Origin of the sequence: Parabacteroides leei (assembly GCF_023369805.1) — a bacterium.
Classification (GTDB): domain Bacteria; phylum Bacteroidota; class Bacteroidia; order Bacteroidales; family Tannerellaceae; genus Parabacteroides; species Parabacteroides leei.
This window is the reverse complement of record NZ_JAMBQG010000013.1, coordinates 16,667-41,179: the sequence shown is the minus strand read 5'-3', so window position 1 is coordinate 41,179 and position 24,513 is coordinate 16,667. Positions and strand designations below refer to the sequence as shown.

General features: G+C 43.5%; 22 protein-coding genes. 3 read left to right on the top strand and 19 right to left on the bottom strand.

Annotated elements, in window-relative coordinates; translation table 11 throughout:
• Positions 1-135: 135 nt before the first annotated feature.
• On the bottom strand, positions 136-2,913 hold the full coding sequence (polA, locus tag M1P97_RS17630) for a DNA polymerase I (protein ID WP_249389749.1): 2,778 nt from the start codon (positions 2,911-2,913) through the stop codon (positions 136-138).
• A 99-nt stretch (positions 2,914-3,012) separates the two neighbouring features.
• Here polA and M1P97_RS17625 point away from each other — a divergent pair, with 99 nt between their 5' ends.
• Entirely contained in the window at positions 3,013-3,987 is a 975-nt protein-coding gene (locus M1P97_RS17625; RefSeq protein ID WP_195370568.1) for a polyprenyl synthetase family protein, read from the top strand.
• Positions 3,988-4,058: 71 nt separating this feature from the next.
• Here the strand turns inward: M1P97_RS17625 and deoC are convergent, their stop codons facing one another.
• The 18 genes from deoC to M1P97_RS17535 form a co-directional block, all read right to left on the bottom strand.
• On the bottom strand, positions 4,059-4,982 hold the full coding sequence (deoC, locus tag M1P97_RS17620; RefSeq protein WP_195370570.1) for a deoxyribose-phosphate aldolase: 924 nt from the start codon (positions 4,980-4,982) through the stop codon (positions 4,059-4,061).
• Positions 4,983-4,984: 2 nt separating this feature from the next.
• Positions 4,985-5,317 carry a nucleotide pyrophosphohydrolase gene (locus M1P97_RS17615; RefSeq protein ID WP_195370572.1) on the bottom strand — a complete coding sequence of 111 codons (333 nt, stop codon included), beginning with the start codon at positions 5,315-5,317 and terminating at the stop codon, positions 4,985-4,987.
• Between the two features lies 1 nt (position 5,318).
• The gene (gene dtd / locus M1P97_RS17610; RefSeq protein ID WP_129730759.1) at positions 5,319-5,771 is read right to left on the bottom strand and encodes a D-aminoacyl-tRNA deacylase; all 453 of its coding nucleotides are present in this window, start codon (positions 5,769-5,771) and stop codon (positions 5,319-5,321) included.
• Positions 5,772-5,779: 8 nt separating this feature from the next.
• Positions 5,780-7,588 (bottom strand): excinuclease ABC subunit UvrC, encoded by a 1,809-nt coding sequence (uvrC, locus tag M1P97_RS17605; RefSeq protein ID WP_249389748.1) that lies wholly within the window; start codon positions 7,586-7,588, stop codon positions 5,780-5,782.
• A gap of 83 nt (positions 7,589-7,671) precedes the next feature.
• The gene (mnmG, locus tag M1P97_RS17600) at positions 7,672-9,549 is read right to left on the bottom strand and encodes a tRNA uridine-5-carboxymethylaminomethyl(34) synthesis enzyme MnmG (protein ID WP_249389799.1); all 1,878 of its coding nucleotides are present in this window, start codon (positions 9,547-9,549) and stop codon (positions 7,672-7,674) included.
• 105 nt (positions 9,550-9,654) lie between these two features.
• Entirely contained in the window at positions 9,655-10,410 is a 756-nt protein-coding gene (locus tag M1P97_RS17595) for a LytR/AlgR family response regulator transcription factor (RefSeq protein WP_195370578.1), read from the bottom strand.
• An 8-nt stretch (positions 10,411-10,418) separates the two neighbouring features.
• Positions 10,419-13,034 (bottom strand): sensor histidine kinase, encoded by a 2,616-nt coding sequence (locus M1P97_RS17590; protein ID WP_249389747.1) that lies wholly within the window; start codon positions 13,032-13,034, stop codon positions 10,419-10,421.
• Positions 13,035-13,278: 244 nt separating this feature from the next.
• A complete protein-coding gene (locus M1P97_RS17585) occupies positions 13,279-14,043 on the bottom strand; it encodes a phosphatase PAP2 family protein (protein ID WP_249389746.1) in 765 nt (254 codons plus the stop codon).
• Positions 14,044-14,101: 58 nt separating this feature from the next.
• Complete coding sequence (locus tag M1P97_RS17580; RefSeq protein ID WP_249389745.1) at positions 14,102-14,815, bottom strand: hypothetical protein; 714 nt, start codon at positions 14,813-14,815, stop codon at positions 14,102-14,104.
• A gap of 77 nt (positions 14,816-14,892) precedes the next feature.
• Positions 14,893-15,531: an outer membrane beta-barrel protein gene (locus M1P97_RS17575; RefSeq protein WP_249389744.1), complete on the bottom strand. Its 639-nt coding sequence runs from the start codon at positions 15,529-15,531 to the stop codon at positions 14,893-14,895.
• Positions 15,532-15,571: 40 nt separating this feature from the next.
• Complete coding sequence (locus tag M1P97_RS17570; RefSeq protein ID WP_249389743.1) at positions 15,572-16,048, bottom strand: hypothetical protein; 477 nt, start codon at positions 16,046-16,048, stop codon at positions 15,572-15,574.
• 18 nt (positions 16,049-16,066) lie between these two features.
• Positions 16,067-16,516 (bottom strand): lipocalin-like domain-containing protein, encoded by a 450-nt coding sequence (locus M1P97_RS17565; RefSeq protein WP_249389742.1) that lies wholly within the window; start codon positions 16,514-16,516, stop codon positions 16,067-16,069.
• A gap of 12 nt (positions 16,517-16,528) precedes the next feature.
• Entirely contained in the window at positions 16,529-17,677 is a 1,149-nt protein-coding gene (locus M1P97_RS17560; RefSeq protein ID WP_249389741.1) for a hypothetical protein, read from the bottom strand.
• A gap of 22 nt (positions 17,678-17,699) precedes the next feature.
• Entirely contained in the window at positions 17,700-18,899 is a 1,200-nt protein-coding gene (locus M1P97_RS17555) for an OmpA family protein (RefSeq protein ID WP_249389740.1), read from the bottom strand.
• A gap of 201 nt (positions 18,900-19,100) precedes the next feature.
• Positions 19,101-19,322 carry a hypothetical protein gene (locus tag M1P97_RS17550; RefSeq protein WP_249389739.1) on the bottom strand — a complete coding sequence of 74 codons (222 nt, stop codon included), beginning with the start codon at positions 19,320-19,322 and terminating at the stop codon, positions 19,101-19,103.
• A 457-nt stretch (positions 19,323-19,779) separates the two neighbouring features.
• Positions 19,780-20,889 carry a Fic family protein gene (locus M1P97_RS17545; protein ID WP_249389738.1) on the bottom strand — a complete coding sequence of 370 codons (1,110 nt, stop codon included), beginning with the start codon at positions 20,887-20,889 and terminating at the stop codon, positions 19,780-19,782.
• A gap of 79 nt (positions 20,890-20,968) precedes the next feature.
• A complete protein-coding gene (gene ybeY, locus M1P97_RS17540) occupies positions 20,969-21,400 on the bottom strand; it encodes an rRNA maturation RNase YbeY (protein ID WP_249389737.1) in 432 nt (143 codons plus the stop codon).
• A 132-nt stretch (positions 21,401-21,532) separates the two neighbouring features.
• Positions 21,533-22,768 carry a nucleoside recognition domain-containing protein gene (locus M1P97_RS17535; protein WP_249389736.1) on the bottom strand — a complete coding sequence of 412 codons (1,236 nt, stop codon included), beginning with the start codon at positions 22,766-22,768 and terminating at the stop codon, positions 21,533-21,535.
• Positions 22,769-22,852: 84 nt separating this feature from the next.
• On the opposite strand from M1P97_RS17535, the gene M1P97_RS17530 reads away from it, so the two are divergent.
• Both M1P97_RS17530 and M1P97_RS17525 read left to right on the top strand, forming a co-directional pair.
• A complete protein-coding gene (locus M1P97_RS17530; RefSeq protein WP_249389735.1) occupies positions 22,853-23,815 on the top strand; it encodes a 2-hydroxyacid dehydrogenase family protein in 963 nt (320 codons plus the stop codon).
• Positions 23,812-24,513: a DNA alkylation repair protein gene (locus M1P97_RS17525; RefSeq protein WP_249389734.1), complete on the top strand. Its 702-nt coding sequence runs from the start codon at positions 23,812-23,814 to the stop codon at positions 24,511-24,513. Before M1P97_RS17530 ends, M1P97_RS17525 begins: the two co-directional genes overlap by 4 nt.

The following is a 24,513-nucleotide window of genomic DNA, read 5'->3' as shown; positions in this document are numbered from 1 at the left end:
GTGAGCATCGTTGAGATGGGGGTGTAAAAGGGGGCGAAATAGGGGTGTTGTCTACTATTTGTAGCTATATCGCTCAAATTAAGTCACCTGTTTCAGATAAATATCTAGGATGAGGCGGGATCTAAAACGATATATTTAATGTGCCTCCAGCCAGTTGTTCCCTTCGCCGCAATCGGCAATCAGAGGAACCTGTAACTTGATCGCACCTTCCATTTCTTCCAGGACGATCTGTTTTACTTTCTCCAATTCATCATTGCAGACATTGAAGTTTAATTCGTCGTGTACCTGAAGGATCATTTTGCTTTTTAATCCTTCTGCTTCGAAACGCTTGAAGATACGTACCATGGCTACCTTGATGATGTCGGCGGCACTGCCCTGGATGGGGGCATTGATCGCATTTCGTTCGGCATAGCCACGGACGATGGCGTTGTGCGAATTGATATCCGGCAGATAGCGTTTGCGTTTGAAGATCGTTTCCACATACCCTTTTTCCTTGGCAATACGGATACTTTCGTCCATATAATCACGGATACCCGGATAGCTTTTGAAATACCCTTCTATAAGCTCTTTTGATTCCGACCGGGGAATGTTCAGCCGTTCGGCAAGGCCGAATATCGAGATGCCGTAGATAATCCCGAAATTGGCTGTTTTGGCCTTACGACGCATATCGCTGGTCACTTCCTCTACCGGAATGCCGTATATTTTAGCAGCAGTGGCAGCGTGAATGTCTGCTCCGCTACGGAAGGCTTCGATCATGTGCTCGTCATTACTCAGATGGGCCATGATGCGCAGTTCGATCTGCGAATAGTCGGCCGAGAAGAAGGTACAATCTTTACTATCCGGAATGAATGCTTTGCGGATTTCGCGTCCCAGCTCGTCCCGGATAGGGATGTTTTGCAGGTTCGGATTGGTCGAACTCAGGCGACCGGTGGCAGTGACTGTCTGGTTGTATGAGGTATGGACTTTCCCTGTTACCGGACTGATTAGTTCCGGCAAGGCATCGATATAAGTGCTCAGTAATTTTTTCAGCCCGCGATATTCCAATAGCTTACTTACGACCGGATGTTTCCCGCGGAGTTTTTCCAGTATGTCTTCGCTGGTACTGTAACTACCTGTTTTTGTCTTTTTGGCTTTCTCTTCGATCTTCAGACGTTCGAAAAGGATTTCACCGACCTGCTTACTGGAATTGATGTTGAACTTCACACCGGCCAGCTCATAGATTTCTTTTTCCAATTTTTTCAGGGCATCGGTCAGTTCATCCGACGACTGCTTCAAGGCGACTGTGTCGAGCTTAACGCCAGTCTGCTCCATTTCTGCCAGTACATATATTAATGGCATTTCAATATCGAAGAAGAGCGATTCGATTCCGGTTTTCTCGAGCTCGGGAGCGAAGAAGTTTTTTAGCTTCAGGGTAACGTCGGCGTCTTCGGCGGCATACTCGGCAATTTGTGCCAAAGGTACGTCGCGCATGCATAACTGATTTTTTCCTTTTGAACCGATAAGCTCCGTGATGGGGATCGGTTTATATTTGAGATAGGTTTCCGCCAGATAGTCCATTCCGTGTCGCAACTCCGGGTTGAGAAGGTAATGGGCGATCATGGTGTCGAACAACGGACCGGCTACCCGCACTCCATACTTGCGGAGGACCATGATATCGAATTTAATATTCTGACCTATCTTTTGCGATTTGCGATTTTGCAGGGCAGGGGAGAAGTGGGCTATTACTTTGGCCGCCTCTTCCTTGTCGGCCGGAACCGGAACGTACCAGGCTTCATTTTCCTTTACAGCGAACGACATTCCGACCAGTCCGGCTGTCAGTGGATCGATACCGTCAGTTTCCGTGTCAAAAGCAAAAAAATCCTGATCCATTAAAAATTGACCTAATTTAGCTCTTTCTTCTTCAGAATCAACGACTTTGTAATCATGAGGTGTCGATTTTAAGTTCGCGAGAGTCGAATATTTTGGAACACTCGGCTCCTCGGGTGCAAATATGTCAAACAGAGAGCCTTGAACAGGGCCCTTTGCAACTTTCGTTGCGGCAGGCTTTTTCTCCTCTGAGGTTAGTTTGTTAATAAATGTTCTGAATTCTAATTCTGTGTAAATCTCAGTCAACCGGGCTTCGTTCGGTTTTTCGCGGATGCATTTCGCCGCATCGAACTGGATGGGCACATCCGTCTTAATCGTTGCCAGGAATTTGGAGAAACGAATTTGCTCTACATTTTCTGTTACCCTTTTATGAAGTGCCCCTTTCAGTTTATCGGTATTCTCCAGCAGGTTTTCGATCGAGCCATATTCTTCGAGTAATTTTTGGGCTGTCTTTTCTCCCACACCCGGACAACCCGGAATGTTATCGGAACTGTCACCCATCAAACCCAGCAGGTCGATTACCTGGTCGACCGAGGTCAGCGAGTATTTGTCGAGTACTTCTTTTACGCCCATCACTTCGTAGTCGCCTCCAAATTTGGGACGGTACATAAATATATGGTCGGACACCAGCTGTCCGTAGTCTTTGTCGGGTGTCATCATAAAGACTTCGAATCCCTCTTTTTCTGCCTGCTTCGAGATCGTACCTATCACATCGTCTGCTTCGAAACGGGGGACTTCCAGTATCGGGATATTGTATCCTTCAATAATATCTTTAATAATAGGTACGGATTGCCGGATCACTTCGGGGGTTTCTTCCCGCTGTGCCTTGTACAGTTCGTATGCTTCATGACGGAAGGTAGGCCCTTTGGGGTCGAAAGCTACGGCGATATGTGTCGGATTCTCACGTTTTAAAACGTCTTCCAGACTGTTTATAAACCCGAAAATGGCCGATGTATTCATGCCTTTTGAGTTAATACGCGGATTTTTAAGAAAAGCGTAGTATGATCGATAGATCAGTGCGTACGCATCTATGAGGAATAACTTCATCTCTTTTAACACGTTTTAGGGTGACAATAGACGGTAAATGTACGAAAAAACTCGCTTACTCAATACTTTTTGTTAATTTTGCGAATCTTTGGATAGAATATGAATGATAGAAAGAAAATAGAAGAACCGGTTGCGGAAGAGTTTAAGCGCTTTAACGATGAATTTGCGGATTCACTTCGTAGTGAGACGCGTAGATTGCAAGCGGCTATCGACCAGATATTGCATGCCAGCGGTAAACATGTTCGTCCGTTATTGGTATTGCTTACGGCAAAAGCTTGTGGAAAAGTGACCGATCATACGATCAATTCGGCTGTTTTCCTGGAATTGCTGCATACGGCTACACTGATACACGATGATGTGATCGACGAAACGAAGCAGCGTCGGGGAGTGCCTTCCCTGAATGCCATTTTCGATAACCGCATCTCTGTATTGGTTGGGGATTATGTCCTTTCCACGGCTTTGATCCGTTCTATTCAGACAGGCAATCTGCAGATCATAAATATCGTATCGAACCTTGGGCGCGACTTGTCGGAGGGTGAGATCAAACAGCTCGAAACAGCCGAAGAAACTATCCTGGATGAAGCATGTTATATGCAGGTTATAAAGAAAAAGACGGCGACGCTGCTTTCTTCCTGTACGGAGATCGGTGCTATTTCGGCAGATGCTTCTCCCGAAATGGTAAAGATATGTCGTAAGTTCGGGGAGTATCTGGGGTATTGTTTCCAGATCAAGGACGATATTTTCGACTATTATAAAGAAATGAATATCGGAAAGCCTACCGGTAATGATATTCGCGAAGGAAAGGTTACTTTGCCTTTGTTGCACGCCCTGGAACAGGGTAGGAGAGAAGATGTGGAATCTCTTCTGAAAGTGATCCACGATAAGGATTTTTCTGCTGAGAATATCGATGCTTTGATTGAGTTTGCCAAAGCCAACGGTGGTATCGAATATGCAGAATTGCGGATGAAGGAGTATCGTGATAAGGCAGTGGAGGTTCTTATGCAACTTCCGGAATCGGATGCCCGGAACGGTCTTCTTTTACTGGCCGATTATATCATGGAAAGACAGAAATAAGTAAATGTTCAGATATAAAAAAGGTTCAACCCATCTACGGATTGAACCTTTTTTTATGTCGACTGTCTACTTTATTTCCCTAGTCTGTGCTCGATATCTTCCACCAGGCTGCTTGCTCCGATACGGAATAATTCGTTGTTCAGCCATTCATTGCCTAATACCTCTTTTACGATTGTATAGTACTTAACTGCATCCTCCGCTGTGCGTACTCCTCCGGATATTTTTATCCCAACTCGTCTTCCTGCGATGGAATGGTACGTTTTTAGTACTTTGCACATCGTATAAACGGCTTCCGGTGTTGCTCCGGGATAACCCTTGCCTGTGGATGTTTTGATGAAATCTGCGCCGGAATAGATAGCCAGGATGGAGGCTTTCCGGATATTGGCAGCAGTAGCCAATGCGCCTGTTTCCAGTATCACTTTCAGTTTGGCTTCGCGGCAACTTTCCTTAATCTCCTGCAATTCCTCGGCGATCTCTTCATAATTTTCTTCCATGAAGTAACCCAGATTCATCACAACATCTATTTCATCGGCTCCCGACATAACAGCCATAGCTGTTTCTGCGATTTTTACTTCTATAAATGTTTGTGAGGAAGGGAATCCTGCAGCAACGGAAGCGATCTTCACATTCTGTGCGGCTAATGCCTGCTTTACCGTTTCAACGAAGAGGGGATAGGTGCATATCGCTGCCACGTTGGGAACATCAGGACGGGTACCTTCGAAATCATTGACCTTATCTACCAGTTTCCAGATGCTTTCTTTTGTATCTATACTGGTCAGGGAAGTCAGGTCGATACATCCGTGGATCTGTTTTAATACCTCGGGTGTGAAGTTCTCCTTGTAGTGCTTTTCAACGAGTGCATTAACCGTTTCCGTTATTTTGCTATCTGTTGCTACCGGTTCAAATTTGGTGAATGCTTCATGGTATTTATCCATCTGGTCGTCGTGGTCATGATCATGGTCATGTCCGCAACTGCAATTGTGTTCGTGTGCCATCGTTATAATTTTTTATTGTTTATATGTCGTTCTTTATCCCGGTCGGTTTTCTTCAGCAGATTCTTTTCGAACGCTGCTGTCAGGTCTACGCCGGTTTGGTTGGCAAGACAGAGTAGTACCCATAATACATCCGCCATTTCATCGCCCAAATCGCGATGTTTATCACTTTCCTTAAAGGATTGTTCACCGTAAGTACGAGCCATGATACGGGCCAGTTCGCCTACTTCTTCGGTCAGGATCGTCATATTCGTAAGCTCGTTGAAGTAGCGTACACCGTATGTTTTGATCCAGTGGTCTACCTTTTCCTGGGCTTCCTGCAGGGTAATATCTGCCATCTTATTCTTTGTTTTGCGAGTCGATCAGGATTGTGACCGGCCCATCGTTTAACAATTCTATTTTCATATCTGCACCGAATGTTCCTGTGGCAACATCCTTGCCTAGTTGAAGTCCCATCTCCGCACAGAAAGCTTCGTACATCGGTATGGCGATATCCGGTTTAGACGCATGGATGTAGGAGGGGCGGTTTCCTTTCTTTGTAGACGCGTGAAGAGTGAACTGGCTAACGACCATAACCTCGCCCTCTGATTCGATCACAGAGCGATTCATAACCCCGTTTTCATCGTCGAAAATGCGTAGGTTCGCTATTTTCTTGCATAACCATTCGATGTCCTCCTGTGTGTCGCGATCTTCGATACCTACCAGCACGAGCAATCCGTTTCCTATTTTAGACTTTACCAGTCCGTCAATCGTGACGGAGCAATGTCGTACACGTTGTATAACTGTTCTCATTTATATGTTTACTTTAAACCATTTATTAATGCTTTTGTTTTGGCTTCTCCGATTAATTCTTTTAAATCTTCAAAGCTTGCTTCACGTATTCTTTTTACGCTTTTATAATGGCGTAAAAGCAATACTTTCGTCTTTTCACCGATTCCTTTGATGCTGTCCAGTTCCGAGCGAGTCTGGCTTTTACTGCGCTTATCCTTGTGGAAGGTGATGGCGAAGCGGTGTACCTCGTCCTGTATCTGTGTGAAGAACCGGAACATCTGGCTTTGTATCTGCATGCCGACTGTGACCGGTGGAAAGCCGAAGAGCAGTTCCGATGTACGATGCTTGCCGTCTTTCGCTAATCCGGCTATGGGGATATCCAGATGAAGCTCGTCCTGTATGACTTCACGAACCACCTCCATTTGCCCTTTTCCCCCGTCGGTAAGGATCAGGTCGGGCAGGGGAGATCCTTCGTTGATAGCCCGCTGATAACGGCGACGGACTACTTCTTTCATGGAGGCGTAATCATCGGGGCCTACTACGGTTTTAATAATGTATTTGCGGTAGTCTTTCTTCGATGGTTTCGCCATTTTAAAGACAACACAGGCTGCAACGGCATCGCTACCCTGTATATTCGAGTTGTCGAAACATTCGATATGTATTGGCAGCTTGGGTAAATGTAAAGCGTCCTGTACCTCTTTCAATATGCGTGTGCTGCGTTGTTCCGGATTCAGTTTTTCCGCTTGTTTCAGGCGGTCTACTTTGAATTGTTTTACATTCATTTCTGAAAGTTCCAGTAGCTTCTTTTTATCGCCACGCTGTGGAACAGTAAAGCTGACATTGCCCAGTTCCATATCCGGATCGAAAGGAACGATGATCTCCCGGGCTGTACTTTTAAAACGTTCGCGCATTTCAATAATACCCAGGCTGAGCAGTTCTTCTTTTGTTTCATCCAGCCGTTTTTTATACTCGAAAGTGTAGGCCTGCACGATTGCTCCGTTTCCTATATGCATGAAGTTGATATAAGCTGAACGTTCGTTTTCGGCGATAGAGAAAACATCTATATTGTGTAACATGGGAGTTACCACGGTCGATTTTGCCCGGTAGTTCTCTATTACGTCGTATTTCTCTTTAATCTTTTGAGCTTCTTCGAACTTCAATTCTCTGGCAAGCGTTTGCATTTCCTCATAAAGATGTTTGCTTATCTGGGAGATATTCCCGCGCAGGATCTCTTTTATTTCGGATATATTCTGACGATATTCTTCCAGTGTCTGCAATCCTACGCAGGGGCCTTTGCAGCGCTTTATATGATACTCCAGGCAAACGCTGTATTTCCCTTCGGCAATCGATTCCGGTGTAAGCGGATATTTGCAGGTGCGTAACGGATAAAGTTCTTTCAACATTTGAAGCATGACTTTTGCCGTATATACGGAAGGATAGGGGCCGTAATACTGCGAACCGTCGCGCACTATATTTCGGGTTTGAAATATGCGCGGAAAGTATTCGTTTTTTACCACGATAGACGGATACGTTTTGTCGTCTTTCAGCATTACGTTATACCGCGGACGATATTGCTTGATCAGATTATTTTCGAGTAATAAAGCATCCTCTTCCGTATCTACTACGATGTATTTGATGTCGCGGATTTGCTTTACCAATACTCGTGTCTTATTGCTGTCGTGTTCCTTGTTGAAATAGGAGGATACGCGGCGCTTCAGGTTCTTAGCCTTGCCTACATAAATGATCGTACCCTTGTCGTCAAAGTACTGGTAACATCCAGGTTTGTCCGGCAGGATAGAAAGGATCATTTTTATATGTTTGTCGGTTTCTGAACTCATCTTGTTTAATTGTTTCTGGCCTATTCCCAGTGTTTTACCTCCTTTTATCTAAAGCAAATGTTTCACGTGGAACAATTCGCGTTTTATCTTCCGAGTAATACCAACAGGATGTTTATATCGCTTGGAGAGATACCAGGGATACGACTTGCCTGGGCAATTGTATCCGGATCTATCTTGGTTAGCTTTTGCCGTGCTTCGGTCGATAAAGACTGGATCGAATTGTAATCGAATTTGCCTTTGATGTGGATATTCTCCAAACGATTTATCTTATCTGCTATGATCTGCTCGCGTCGGATGTACCCGCTGTACTTGATCAGGATTTCTGCCGCTTCGATAATCTCTTCTTTACGTGAAACGGGAACCTTGTCCAGTTCTGTGCGGAGTGCCGGAACGAGGGTGGCAATACTTTCCATCGTGAGTTGCGGACGAAGGATCAAGTCGATCAGTTTGCAACCGTGAGCGAGTGGGGTAGTACCTAGTTTCTCTAATCCGTCGTTTATATATTGCGGCTTCACAGAATAGTTTTCTGCAAAGGAGATAATAGCATCCCTGTGTCCCTTTTTCTCTTTGAGCAGGTCGTAACGGTCTTGTTTCGCTAAACCTATTTTGTATGCTTTTTCTGTCAGACGCATATCTGCATCGTCTTGTCGGAGCAGGATGCGGTATTCGGCACGGGAGGTAAACATCCGGTAAGGCTCGTCTACACCTTTTGTTACCAGGTCGTCGATAAGTACTCCTATATAGGCTTCATCGCGGCCTAATACGAATGGTTCGCCACCGTGGCAGTTTATATGTGCATTGATACCTGCAATCAGTCCCTGGCCGCCTGCTTCTTCATAGCCGGTAGTACCGTTGATCTGTCCTGCAAAGAACAGGTTTCTGATCTGTTTTGTTTCCAAGTTATGATGTAGCTGTGTCGGATCGAAGAAATCGTATTCGATCGCATACCCCGGGCGGTAAATTTGAATATCCCTGAATGCAGGGATGGCTTGTAATGCACGCAGCTGAATGTCTAATGGGAGAGAGGAGGAGAAACCGTTCAGGTAATATTCCTGTGTCGTTTCTCCTTCCGGTTCCAGAAACAGCTGGTGTTGTGTTTTATCTGCGAAGGTGACGATCTTTGTTTCGATACTCGGACAGTAGCGCGGGCCGATGCTCTGGATCTGTCCATTGTACAGAGGAGAGTCGGGGAGGCCTTCGCGAAGGATTTCATGACAAGCTTCATTGGTGAATGTTGTCCAGCAGCTAAGTTGCTTTAACGGGCGTGGCTGGAAATCGAGGTATGAGAATTTGTGGAAGTCATTCTCTCCCGGTTGTTCCCCCATTTCATCGAAATGTATGCTGCGGCCGTCGATGCGGACGGGTGTTCCTGTCTTCATCCGTTCGGATCTAATGCCTACGGCTACCAACTGTTCTGTGAGTCCTGTGGCTGCCGGTTCGGAGATGCGTCCGCCGCGTAATTGCGTGCGTCCTATATGCATCAATCCGTTTAGAAATGTACCGTTGGTTAGAACCACGCTTTTGGCACGAAATTCAACGTTCATATTGGTCTTAACGCCACAAACGGTATTCCCGTCAAGTAATAGCTCCTGAACGGTATCCTGCCAGATATATAGATTCGGAAGGTTTTCCACGATCCCCCGCCAGCAGTCGATGAAGCGGGCACGGTCGCTTTGGGCACGCGGGCTCCACATGGCTGGTCCTTTGCTTCGGTTCAACATACGGAACTGAATAGCGGTACGGTCTGTAACAATACCCATATACCCTCCCAATGCGTCAATCTCACGAACGATCTGTCCTTTGGCGATACCGCCTACGGCCGGATTGCAACTCATCTGTGCAATCTTGTTCATGTCCATTGTGATAAGAAGCGTTTTTGAACCCAGGTTGGCGGCAGCTGCTGCGGCTTCACAGCCTGCATGACCGGCACCTACCACGATCACATCGTAATTGAAAGTCATTGTCGTAATTATCTTTGTTTCTTCTGCAAAGATAGTCATACTCCGCCTTTTAGTCATCATCCCAAAGGATATTTTGCTTATGCTTTGTTTCGTTAAAGGTTTCGGTCATAATTCCTTTAAAACCTCCATCACATAGTTCCGCCGTTGCCGGGAGATAGGGATGGACGATCTGTCTTTCATGCGGATATATCCTCCGTCGCTTTTGATGAAGCTTTTGATCTCATCCAGGTTGATCAAGTGCGATTGGTGTACGCGCAGGAAATGATAGGGAGTTAATAGCTCGTCGAATTCTTTTAATGTTTTGGAGACAACCAGCTTCTCACCTGTCTTTAGATAGAAAGTCGTATAGTTGCTCTCCGATTCGCAACGGATGATGGAGCCGATCTCTACAAACTCTATTTTATCGGCGACAGACAGTGCTATTTTCTTTTGTTTGTCTATCGCCCGTGTGTTCTGGAGGAGGTTTTGCATCCGTTTGTTTTCCTGTTTCCGCAATACTACCTGGACGGCTTTATCTACGGCATGTGTCAGCTCCTCCGGGTCGATCGGTTTCAATAGATAGTCGAGTGCACTGAAACGGATTGCCTGGATCGCATAGCTGTCGTAGGCGGTTACAAAGATCACCTCAAAGGGAATATCAGGAAGACTTTCCAGAAGGGAAAAACCGGTATCGTCACCCAGCCGGATATCCAAAAAGAGGATATCCGGTTTTGCTTCGGGCAGGACGGTAAGAGCTTCCGTAACGGAACTGCAGATGGCCGATATACTGATCTGCGGGCAATAGGTCCCGATCATACGGAGCAGGTTCTCCCGGTTACCCTGCTCGTCATCTACAATTGTTGCGGTTATTTTTGTGTTCATATTTTGCGTTATAAAGGAATGGATAACCGGACATGGCAACCGGAGACAGCTTCTTTTTCCTGCCTATTTTCGATTGTAACACCTATTTCCGTGTTGTACAAAGTCTTTAATATTTCGAACTCGTTGGTGACGGCACGGATACCGAAACCTCCGTTCTCTTCTGTTTTCAGTCCGGGACCATCGTCGGTAATGTCGATTATCAACAACTGGTTTTGCAAAGATAATCGAATTGTGATCTCTCCGGTACCTCGCGGGGCGATTCCGTGTTTAACTGCATTTTCAACGAAAGGTTGTATCAGCATTCCCGGTATCTCGATCGTATCCGGCTGGATGTTTTCGTCTACTGTCAGGGAGTAGGAGAAGGGGAAACGTAGTTGTTCGAGTTTCAAATATAACTGTAGCTGTTCGATCTCGTCGGAGAGGGGAACAAGCTTCTTTTCGGACGTAGCCAATACCTTCCGCAGTAAACGGGAGAAGTCGATCAGATATTTATTCGCCTCCTGATTGGCGGAGCGGTTGATCAGATTCTGGATCGAGCTGAGTGCATTAAAGATGAAATGCGGGTTCATCTGCGAACGGATCGCACGGAGTTCGAGTTCACGGATACGACGGCGGTTAAGCTCCTGCTTCTGTTTGCTTTTGGTCCGGAAATAGTAAATAAGACCGATGATCGCAGCGAGTAAAAGCGCACCTATAACGCCTTCTTTGAATCCTTTTATGAAATCGTTGAAGGATTTATCTTCTCTGCTCAGGTCTTTTTTTACTAAATCGATGATTGTGTCTATGTCAAAATCCCAGAGTCTCCGATAGAGAATAGTTCCGTCTTCGCGCATCAGAATGGTGAGTGGGTAGATACCCTTAGACTTTAAATCTTGTGCTTGCTGGCTGGGTATAGCTTTGTATGGCTTTACCTTCTCAGCATTATGAGAGGAGAAATTTGAGTATAGTTCGAGTTGTATGGTCGAAGTTAGTCCTTCCGCTTCAATACGCTGTTTCAAGTCGAGTGCGTTTTGGAGATTATTGGCGGGAAGACCATCCCATGGCAATAGTTGTAACAGGATGTATTTCCGGTCGTTTCCTTTCGCCAGGTGCAGGCTGTCAGCTATAATCAGACCGGTTTCTTTAATATTCTTTCCGGCTTCGAAAGGTAACAGCTTGTTGTATGTATTTTTTAGATCGTTTGTCAGACTGGTATCCGGGCAGGAGCTGATAAAATCCTTATAATCCGCATCTAATTCGGATAGCATTTTTTCACCCATTAAAGCCTTTAGATTAATTTTGTTTACTTGATATTTAGGATAACCTGAAAGGATTTGTTTCGTTAATAGATAGTCTTCCTGTGGGGTTAATTCTTTTTGCTTGTTCAGACGTAGATTATCCGACTTGAGTTCCTGTTTTTTATAGATAGTATACTCATACAGAAAATAGTCATAATTTGCAGCATCCGGTTTTTTTAGGTTGTATGCATAATCGATAAGTGGATTGACCGATGCAAAGTGGGGGGCTTGCCAGCTGAGCAAACCGCTTTTATGCCAGGCCTCTTTGTCGGTGTAATACATATAGCGTTGTAGGATAATAGCTCCTTTGAGATACTGTTCCGAGCGTTCGAATACCTTTCGCCAATAGGGATCCATCTTTCCAAAATCTTTCTCTAAGACAGTTTGAAAAAGAGCATTACGGGACTGGAAGGCTTTTTCCAGCTCGTCGGGTTGTCTGAGGTTGAAAACAAATATGTCAGACTCATAGAGGTTGGCAAACCTTCGATAGCTGTATTGGAAGTTGTTTTGCTCGTTTCCTCGTCCTTCGTAACGGATGCGATGTGTATCTATATATAGTTTTTTGTCCTGAACAATGGAATCTCCGGGAGTTAGTAGTAGCGTTTTTTGTGCTCCGACTTTGTATTCTGTCGGGTAGGGGATAAATATTTTTTTATGAACGGTTGAGTCTCCGGATGTGTCGAGATCTAAATTGCAGCAGGTAAATTCCGTATTCGGGGGAATAGGGAAGGAGGCTTCGATAATTCGTGTATTCGGTGTCGGAAAGTTAGGTAGACCCTCACTCCATCTGGTCAGAAGATCGTTGGCTGTCGAGGTGACAAGCTTGTCCAGATTTAAAGAATCCTGGACAGATACATCCGCATTGGCAGATAATCCCTCTTGTCTTACTCCGAAAGGAATATACGTTTTCGAATAGGAGTAGAGTGAGTTCGTTCTGTCGAATGTGAGTGCTTTTCCACTTTTCCGATCGTATGTGACATGCAAAATCTGTTTGTCTGAGGCGTTGTCTTTAAAACCGAAATCCTGCTGGTAACGATTGTCGAAATAATAAAATCCCTGTTTCTCTTTATCATTGTGACAATCATACAGGTTATCCAGCGTATAGTCCATAGAAATGGATTTATCTGTTCTATCTGTCACTGTTGCCCGGACAATGACCCTCCGGATATTCTCTGCTCTCCAGGGAATCTCTTCCTGGATTCCCGGTGCCACATAAGGATAATAATGAACACACTCAAAAGTGAACCAATCCCCTTTTTTAAGAGAATCGCGACTGTAAGGAGTGAATGATTCCGCCCATCCGTTCCATGCCAGACATACGAATAAAAATAAGAGCCTTACTTTCATATCTGTAAATTTAAGATGAAAAATTAGATTACAGACCAAATGTAGAGAGAAAGAATTCTGATCAGTTGAAAAATGAGTGAATGGTAGATTTGGATTAGAATCTGTAAATGTTTCTGATTTTAAATGTTCGTTGAATATTACTCTCTTTGAGACAGAGATTTTCTCAGAATGTGTTTCCGGTAGTTTTTGCTTGTTTAAGGGGAGGGCATAATGGGAGGGGGTAATATCGGATGGCGTTTTTAGATTAAAACCGTATGGATAAAGCACCTCCGAATGCCTGGTTTTCGTGATCATAAAAAGGAGATGTTATTATCATTGCTGATCTTTTTTTATTTAATCCGAATAGCCTTTTATTGACGGGTAAGAGCCAGTAACCTACACGGGCACTCAGAATACCTATACCTGCCCCTGCTATGATATCGTTCAGCCAGTGTCTGTTGTTGTAAAGACGTAAAACAGCTACACTACTGGCTATAAGATACGCACTGATTCCATAGCCCGGGCCGTATTCTATACAGACCAATTCGGCACCCATAAAGGCGGTGGCGGTATGTCCCGAAGGAAAAGAATTTTCAGCAGAGGAATCCGGTCGTTTCTCGTCTATGGCTAGTTTTGTTCCGTTTACCATTATCCCCATTGCGAGATAAGATGTGGCTGTAATGATCAGTCTTTCTTTGAATGAATGTTTGGATTTTATGCCAATCAAGCCTAGACCAGCATAAGATATAACTGGCAGGTATTGTATGTAATCGTCTGCATGAAAGAAACGATTCTTTCGCAGGTCGGTCATCTGGTCTTTTACTGAGTGGTTGACCGATTGCAGGAAACCGTTACAAACACCCCATGATCCCACCAGTATAAGAGATGCCGGAAGTATAAGTTGTTGTGCCCGGAATTGTATCGTTTTGTCGCAATAAGTGTTTGAGATAGTATCTTTATCTTCTCTTCCATTGGCGCATAGAACACCAGGAACAAAGAGAAGGAGAAACAATAATAGGCTTGTTTTCATTCTTTGTCGTAAATGTTATATCCGAATATCTTCCGGGTATATATCTAACTGATATGATCTATTTTATGATAGTCTGAACCTGTCCGTTCTTGAAGAATAAATAAAAGGAACTGTTATACATCCATTGGACTTCACTGTTGGTTTCTAGAATCGTTTGCGGTTTGCCGAAAGCCAGCCTGCATTCGTCTTCATTCATGCCTTTCACGGGTTTGCGGATGCTGATTTCATTCCAGTGAGTGATCTCCGGTAGTTTGTTATTCGTTATGAAGTCAAACATTTTGTTGAGTATGGAAGACTCTACTCCTACAAAATCGTCCATTATCTGTTTGTGTGATGTTTTCTTTTCCGGGGTTAGTTTTTCAAGTGGCGTTACTTTTTTCATTACGAAGGCAGCTGATTCTATCAATACATCTGAAAGATAATAAACCAGTTTTTTGTCTGCCACCCGGAAAATAGCCCGGCAATAATATGCATTGTCCAATCCAGAGTCAGCCAGTGATCCTAATATGAGGTCGCAACTGAAACTCTTGTCTTTAATGTCTCTTTTGGTGATTCCTTCCTGTTGTTTAGGACAGATATTTTCAACTGTCCATAATAAGGCGTTTGCATATATTTCATCATCTTTCAGGTTTTCAAAGGTTGTGAACCCACTGACAACATATTTATTCCCGTCTACACTTAACGGATACATGTTCCCGGTTTCCACAAATGTCTGGGATGCCAGCGTAAATATGCGGAACAGGAATAGGAATAAGATTGAAACTCGTAGCATATGTTTTTATATTTTTAATTGGACAAGAAACGTCCACGTTTCCGGCATTGGAGACATGGACGTTTTTTTGAAAACAGTTAAAATGCAACCCCTAATCGTAGCATAATATTGCTGGTATATGCTTTGCTATCGGTTGCAGCTTCTACAAATCCGCGTTGGAATGTGAAGTCCAGATTCAGGCGATCGTACCATATACCGAAACCGATATTCATACCAGCATCAAATCGGTTCCATTCTAGTCCAAGATCATCTTCCCAGTCTCCCATGCTTATGCTTTCACCATCGTATTTCATTTTACCGAGATAATCGAAACTAACGAATGCCCCAACATGTCCGTCGATGTAGAAGTTATCTGTTATTCCGTATTTCCAACCGAATGTAAACGGAGATACTTGAATATTGTTGGTCATCATTTTTAATTCTTCGACTTTCCACCCCCGTGAACCCAGGCCGAAATCCATTCCCCAATAGGCTCCGATAGTTGATATGGGTTTTTGGAATCCTACTGCAAAATTGTAAGCAGCTTTCCTGTCCATATCTTCGGCCCCGTCGCCGGCAAATCCTGCCATATTAAGACCTCCGCGTAAGTACCATATGGTTTCTGACGGACGTTGAGGGGTTGATTCGATTCCGACACTGCGGGATGAAACAATTTGTGCATGTATGCCTGAGCATACGAAAAGTCCCATAACGAATAGAAGTAAAATCTTTTTCATCGTGTAATCGTTTTTTAATTAATACTACTGATATATTTGTTTATTTCACCACAGCCGAAATCTTCTCCCGGTCGGCAGTGGTTAGTGTTTTTTCCATTCGAATCCATTCATAATCGGTAGTATCGGCCGTTTTCCAATTCTCGAAGGTTGCCGGATAACCCACAACAGTGATCAGATATCCTGTCCCCTCATCATTTGTTCTGAAATTGAACGTAGCAGCAACGATAACATCGGCATTATGTTTTTGTGAAGACATGTAAACTGCATAACTGCGGATATTTACGATATCCCCTTTCATTTCGGCTTCTGCCTGTTCCCTGGTCAGTGTCCATTCATCTCTGATACGCCCTTTAGACTTATCAATTTTCAGCTCTACAGTCAACGGTTTCACATAAGCATTGGAAGTTACATCCAGCAAACGTGCTTGAGTGTCCTGTATCTTTACCTTGTCTCTTTGAGCGTATGCTCCGCTCGTACATCCGAGTGCTAGCAGGGCGATTAGAATTTGTTTTTTCATACGATTTCAATTTTGTATTTAATCAAGTCGTCTATAAGTCTCTTTATAATATTGTGTCCTGTCTTCGGAATAACTTTCAACGATCAGGTGAGATTCGGTAAGTTTAACTATTGTCGCTATTTCGTCATCTCCTTCCGAATCGTGTGTATATAAAACATCGTCTTTTATATACCAGTCTGTAATGGTGAAATCATCTTCGATCCAATGATTCTCGTATGTCCATGATTGTGCTGTCCCATTGTTTTTAAACTGAATACGATATGTATTATCATCTTCGGAGAAAGTTTCCCGTTCATCCTCGTATTGATTCCAGCCTTCATAGTGCATCAATTCCCAGGTCCCAACCAAACTCTGTTCTATTATTGGTAGCTCGGGACCTTCCTCTTTCTCATCATCAGAGCAGCCCGATAGTCCTATTACCACACATATTAATAAACTCAGTAATCGCAGGGAATTTAAGTTTTTCATATTCTTTTGTATTTAATCTTGATAAATAATATCGAATGTTGTAGTGTTGAGTGTTTCGTCGTGATTGAAATTGTTGATGGCTTTACGAACGATTTTAATGATACGGCCTTCTTTATCCCGTTCATAATTGTAGACAGAATAATAGTCCCAGTTATGTCCATGCTCTTCGGCAATCATGTTTGTAGAGTATTTTCCGTAAAAACCAAAAGGAGCAAATAAGGAATAATGGCTGTAATCATATTCATAAACCGTACTGCAATTCGATATAAAACAATTCAGATCGAGATTAGAATCGTTTTTCTCTTTCGTGTATTTATATTCAAAATATCCGACTGTCAATAGATTATTTTCCTTGTCGTATTTCAGGCTCGTATTGTTGATGGTAATTAAATACCCCAGACCGTTATAAGAAGCAGTGGCAGCAGTTTTTCTGTCTGTATCGAGATACTGTAACGTCTCAATATGATCTTTATTATTCAGTAATCCCCGATATGATTCGGAACCGTTGACGGAAACCATGTCCTGTTCATAACTGTATATAAAAGGTGCCTGGGTTACTCCAACTGAATATTCACCAATGCGTCCTTTCTTGTCATAAGCGAATGTATAGGTCTCTGTTTTTTTATTGGAAGAATGTAAATACGTTGTTGTCGCTGTGATTTTTGCTATTTTTGAACCGGATACCGGTTCTTCTGTATTCTCGTCTTCCTCTTCATATTCTCCGAATCGGTCGAAGAAATAAGCAAGCAAATTGTTTTTATCTTCCTCTTCGTTACCTTGTTTGCCTAATAGGTAAAGTATCATTTTTGCCTTCGTCAATGCACCTATCGACCATTTCTTACCTTCGAAACTGACCGTATAATCATCTTCGTCTACATTCCAGTTGAAACGATCTTCCGTACTTTCGGTTTTTCCGAATGTACCGTCTTCGAAAAATTCCCAAAAGGACGATTCTTCTTCATTCAACGGTTCATCCTTTATGACCTTCCCCGTCAGTTTATCTAGAAGTTGTTTTTTAGACGGTTTCCATTTTCCTACTATTAAAGTGGCCGCTTTCGGTTGACCGTCTTCAAGAACGATTGTCGTATCTTCGTCTTTATTACAGGCGCATGCCAATATCACCAGTAATAAGAATGTTATTTTTGTATAGATAGTTCTCATGATTTATATTCTTCTATTGGGTTTATTCTGTGATCTCAAATTCTACACGGCGATTCATCAAGCGTCCCTCTTCCGTTGCATTCGGAGCGATAGGGCGTGTCAGGCCGTAATATTCATATTTTAAACAGGATGGGTCGACTCCTTTTCCTACCAGGTAATTGTAAACGGATTGAGCCCGTTTTTTAGACAACTCCATGTTGTAATCGGCTTTACCGATACCGTCCGTATGTCCTTTGATTGTTATGTGCATGGAGGTCTTTTTTATCAGGTCAGTTATTTTGTTCAAGTAAGGATACGAATTTTCCTTTATTACACTTTTATCAAACTCAAAGTGTACCATATCGATTGCGCAAATAGTCTTGCCTACTACGGATTTATTTTTTGCTATCAAGTCGAGGATTTCTTCTAAAGAGTAACATGGCTTCACTTCTTCCCTGACTACAGGAGTGTCTTGTACAATCTGGATTGGTTGTGGAATATAAACAGGCTCGGCTTTTTTCTTCGGGGCACGTTTAAATATACTCAGCGGTAAAGAAAGGGTGGCTGCCACTTCAAATCCATGCAGTTTACGCTCTCCCCTCAGATAATAAGCTGGACGGTTTACAGCAAAGGCGTCCCCGTCTTTTTCCATTTTGCCATAGGTATCGGTGAAGCACATTTGGTAATTCGCCTCCAGTGAAAAGTGCATTCGTTTATTTTCTGATAAATAAATCGGAAGTTTGAAGCCTATGCCCAGTGCTCCTGCAAAATAAGTATCAGCCATGTTGGCGCTTGCGACATTTATCTTATAGCTGCCAGTTGCATCTTTTAGGCTTATCTTACCTCCCCGTACAAATCCTGCAATAGGAGCAACATATATATACGGACGAATTTTGTCGGGATTGCCGAAATTGAAAATGAGAGGAAGACGAACATCTGTGTATTTGGCATTCAACTTGTAATTGAGGTCATTTTCGCTGATCTTCGTACCTCTCCCTAAGAAATTGACTTCCGGCCTGATAGAGAATAGGTGGTTTTCGCCAAACTCAAATTCAATGAAAATACCGCCTAGGGCGTTCGGCATAAATTTAGGACTACGATTTTTCAGTGACGAATAGTCGGCACGTGACATATTTATTCCTCCTTTTACTCCGACATGAATCCTGTCTGTTACGGTTTGAGCTGTCACGGACAGGACTGTGCAGAAGAATAATGTTGATAATAAGAATTTTACTTTCATCATTTACCCGTTTTTGTTTACAAACTCAGTTATTTTATACGAATATTCAGCCACAAATACATTATTAGATAAACCTGTAATTGCAGTATTTTTAAATTAATTTTTTGTAACGCAAAGATATGGATAAATAGAGGTGTGAATAGGTAAATGAGTGGTTCCAAATAGTTTACATTTATGTTTCCTATATGAACACACGATGGTGATTTAAGAAGTAATTAGATCTGTTTTTATAGCTTCGGAAAGATCCTGAAAGAAATTGTATCCTAAAATGTTGGAGATGCGCCAAAGTTGGTATGTATCGATACTTTCTTTGCTAAATATTTTGTACACATTCGGACGGGTACAACACAATTGTGTTGCAAACCAAGTAACTGTACGTCCCTGGTCATGAAGCTTATGCTCAATAAGCCGTCCAATATGAATCATGGTTAATTCCTAGCTTGTACCCGACTCCCTTTGGTGGTTAAGTTTCTGTAAAAACAAAGTCTATATACAAGAAGGCGTGGGAATCTTACCTTCGCTCGTCCCGTATTTCAAGGCCTTCGCATTGCCCACTCCTCGAGAACGAGCAACGCAGAAAGCCCACGCCGATATGTACTACAAACTGTGTATTTCTTGGGTAAGAAACACATAGATGCTTGTATAAACATATCAGGAGGACGTCTTTGTTGCTATCCGTCATTTCGAGGAGTCAAAAGTTGCGAAGTTTTGAAATACGAAAGACAAACGCCAATAAACGTCTTCTTTATAAATAAACCACGCTCCCCAACTCCGCCCTTGGGCTTTCTGCTGAGGAGTTATTGACAAAGGTAGAAAAAATAGATAAAGAGATAGTAAGAAAAAAGAAAAATGTTTTGGAAAGATATTTTATCCTCCTTTCTTATTATGAATCACTCTCGGTATTCTCCAGGTAAGTATCCTCATCCATAATCTTCCAAAAGCCGTTTCTTTTGCCGTTTTTGCGTTCAATGATGCCTTTTTCGGTCAGATTAACAGTAATAGTTTTGATTGTTCTCTCGGATTTGCCTATATGTGCAGCAATTTCTTTTTGTGTCGCTTTAGGCTGTTCTCGCAAGAAATTTAGTACGGCAATTTCCTCTAAAGTGCAATTCAAAGTGCAAATATTGCACTTTGGGGCGACTTCTTTTGATGCGTTTGCACTTTGAATGTCTAGTAGAGAAGATTCTTGCACAAGCATTGTCCGGTTCTTTAGTTCGTTATGCTCAGAAAAAATAAGGTTTCTAAAGAATGCTTCGATATATTCGGTGGTGGCGTAAATGCCTTTACCCAAATTATTGTAGTTGGCACGAACCAAAGCATTACGGAAATACCATGAATGATTAGCAAACGCGTTATTGCTGATGTCGAAGCCAAATGTGCGCAGGTATTTGATTGTAAACACTGCTGTTGTACGCGTGTTGCCCTCACCGAAAGCATGAATTTGCCAAACTCCGGATATAAATTTAGCGATATGTGTAATAGCATCGTTGATGTTCAAATCCTTATAGCTGAAATTCTTCTCCTGCATGAAATCATAATCAAGCGTTTCGCGTATGCTGTCGGCACTGGCATAAAGTACGGTTTCGCCTTTTAGAACCCATTCTTTTTTGGTAATATTGTAATCTCTGATCTTGCCTGCAAATTTGTAGATACCTTGGAATAGACGGCGATGAATGTTGATATACTCAACAGGTGAAAAAGTGAACGTCTTCTCTGATAATATCTCGGTAATGCGTGCTGAAACCTTATCAGCTTCTTCCGTTCTGTCTTCGATATCAGCTCTAACGGTCTTTGACTGATAGTAACTATCAATAAGCTGTTTGGCTTCTTCGATAGTTATATCACCTTCAATATGTTGACGTGCCGTTTGTATCAGGTATTCAGACGGCTTTAAATCGTCTACCGCCTGCAAGCCGATAGCGGTTTGCCAAGCATAACCCTTTTCTCGTTTTAGAGGTTCCCCTTGTCTTATATATTCTTCAAAGTCATTCATCGTTTAATGCTTTCAGTCGTTTACTTTATTTCCAACAAAGATAATCTTTTTGAAAGATCTTCCCCCTTCTTATGATGAATCACTCCCGGCATTCCTCCGGCAAAATAGCCAAAGCCTTATTTTCGTTTTCTTCCATGATCTCCCTCTCCCCCGGACCTTTGTCGTTGATGCCGCATAGATGAAGAATTCCGTGGATGATTGTGCGGTGCAATTCTTCGTTGTAAGGTGTTTCGAACTTTTCTGAATTTGTTTTTACTGTATCCAGGCTGATAAAAAGGTCGCCCGATATTTTGTTGCCGCTGGTGTAATCGAATGTGATGATATCGGTGTAATAATCGTGTTGCAGATACTGGCGGTTTACCTCCAGGATCTTTTCGTCGGAACAAAAGATATAGCTGATATCCCCTGTCTTTTTCCCGTATGTTTCTGTCACCGCTTTGATCCAGCTGCTGACAGCCCTCTTTTTGATAGCCGGAAGTTCGATGTCTTCCGCGTAAAATGATATTGCCATAATGCTATTATTAATCTTGTTTCTTTATCAGAATGATTTGTTAAAAAATATTACCCGGTATACTAATTCCAATTACCTGCACTAGTAATCCGATTTACCCGGTATAGTAGTGACATTTTGATAATACGGAATTTACTGGGCAAAGAATAAATAAGTGAGTGCTATTGCTGCAATAGCTCCTGCCAGGTCGGCCAGTAAAGAACATTGTACGGTGTACCGTGTGTTACGGATTCCTACGCTGCCATAATAAAGAGCCACCACATAAAAAGTAGTATCGGCAGAACCCTGTACGATCGACGAAAGGCGTCCGACAAACGAATCGGCTCCATATGTTCGCATCGCATCCAGCATCATGCCACGGGCACCGCTACCACTCAGCGGCTTCATCAGTATGGTTGGCAACCCGCCGACAAAATCGGCATTCAACCCTACTGCCTCTACTCCTGTCCGGATACCTCCTATCACAAAATCCATTGCACCCGATGCACGGAATACGCCGATGGCTACCAGTACCGCTATCAGGTATGGAATGATTGTTATGGCTGTCTTGAAGCCCTCTTTGGCCCCTTCGATAAATGTGTCGTAGACATTGATCTTTTTGCGTACGCCACTTACGATGAATCCGCAGATAATGGTAAACAACAACGTATTGGCGAAGACAGTCGAATAAAGCGATACCTGTTCCTGCTCCAGCGAGTTGAATAACCAAACGAGTCCTCCGATGAAAGCTGCCATACCTCCGAAGAATAACAGCAGGTTTTTCTGAAGGATATTGATGCGCTGTTTGATACAAACAGCCAGGATAGCTATCAGTGTGGAAGTAAATGTCGCCAGCATGATCGGCAGAAATACATCCGATGGATTGGCGGCTCCCAACTGTGCCCTGTACATCATGATCGTGATAGGGATCAGTGTCAGTCCGGAAGCATTGATACATAAAAACATGATCATCGGGTTGCTGGCCGATTCCTTGTCCGTATTGAATTCCTGTAACTGTTGCATCGCTTTTAATCCCATCGGAGTCGCTGCATTATCCAATCCCAGCAGGTTGGCGGAGAAGTTCATGAAGATAGAACCTGTTGCCGGATGGCCTTTGGGGATATCGGGAAAGAGCTTGCTGAACACCGGAGCAGCCAACCGGGCAAACGACTGAATCACCCCTCCCTTTTCACCTATCTTCATAATGCCTAGCCAAAGCGACAAGATACCTGTTAACCCTAATGATATTTCAAATCCACTTTTGGCTGAATCGAATGTGGCATTAATGATATCGGTGAATACCACTGTATCGCCTGCAAAGATCAGTTTACCCAGTGCGACAACGAATGCGATAAGAAAGAAAGCAATCCAAATGTAGTTTAGAACCATACTGTTTTAATATTATGCTCACAAAAATAGGAATTTATTAACGATAGATTTGTATTTTTGTCCGAATAATAATCGTAATGACTTATGACAAAGATATTAGTAACCTACGACATGTTCCGTGAAGGCTTCACGGAACTGGAAAGCAAGTATGATGTGACATTTCCCGACGGAAGAGATTTTACTTATGAGGAAGTGTTCGAAATGATTCCGGAATATGATATATTGTGCTCCATGTTCGATTTTCCGGTGAACAAAGAACTGGTAGACCATGCACCGAATTTAAAGATGGTAGCTAACTATGCGGTGGGTTACAATAATATCGATGTGGCTTACTGCCTGGAAAAAGGCATTACGGTAGCCAATACCCCTGACCCGGTGACCGCTCCTACTGCCAACCTGGCACTCGGCCTGATGATCGACACCGCCCGCCGCATTACCGAATGCGACCGTAAGTTGCGCACTTTAGGCAAGGAAATGAAAATAGGCGTACTCGAAAATCTGGGTGTGAATATTACCGGACAAACATTGGGTATTATCGGTATGGGACGCATCGGAAAGGCCCTTGCCAAACGTGCGAACGCCTGTGGTATGGAAGTGATCTACCATAACCGCCGCCAATTATATGTGGATGAAGAAACAAAACTGAATGTAATGTATGCTTCTATGGAAGAGCTGTTGGCTAAGTCCGACTTCGTCTCCCTGAATGCTCCTTATACCCCTGACACCTATCATATCATCGGTGAAGAAGAGTTGAAGCAAATGAAACCGTCTGCCATCCTGATCAATACAGCCCGTGGTCCGCTGGTAGATGAACAGGCGCTGGTGAAGGCTTTGCAGGACGGAACGATTCATGGTGCCGGCCTGGATGTATTTGAATTCGGCGATTATCCGTTGCCGGAATTATTGGAAATGGATAATGTCGTATTGACCCCGCATATCGGAACGCAGACACTGGATGTACGTATCGTCATGGCCCGTACGGTTTGTAATAACGTCATCGGATTTTTGGAAGGCGACCGTCCTGTATCACGTGTCATGCGTCCATGACGGCGGAGTTTGTATTGAGCGAACTTCTCTCGATGGCGAATCCGGAGAAGGCTGCTTTCCTGCAACGTTTCTTTAAAACGGGGCCGGGACAGTATGCCGAAGGCGATGTATTCCTCGGACTGGTTGCTCCCCTCACCCGCAGCATCGCAAAGGCGAACAAGCAAACACCTTTGGCGGAATTGCAGAAATTGATGGATAGCGAATATCACGAAGCACGCCTTTGTGCCCTTTTGATCGCTGTCGAGCAATTCAAAAAAGCTTCGGAAGCTGACCGGAAGAAGCTGTACGATTTCTATCTCGGTAATGCCCGCCGGATCAATAACTGGGATCTGGTGGATGTCACCTGTCCGCATCTGGTGGGGCTTTACTTGCTGGATAAAGACCGTTCGCGGTTGTATGAACTGGCGGAAAGCGATTGCCTGTGGGAACAACGCATCGCGATGGTTTCGACGGTGACGTTTATCCGTAACCGTGAATATACCGATACGCTGGCATTGGCGGAAAAACTGATGTCGCATAAACATGACCTGATGCATAAGGCCGTGGGTTGGATGCTCCGAGAGGTCGGAAAGAAAGACCGGGAAACTTTAACCGCCTTTCTGGAAGAGTACGCTACCCGTCTCCCCCGCACAGCACTTCGCTATGCCATCGAGCATTACCCGGAGGATCAGCGTCAGTATTTCCTGAAGAAGAAATAA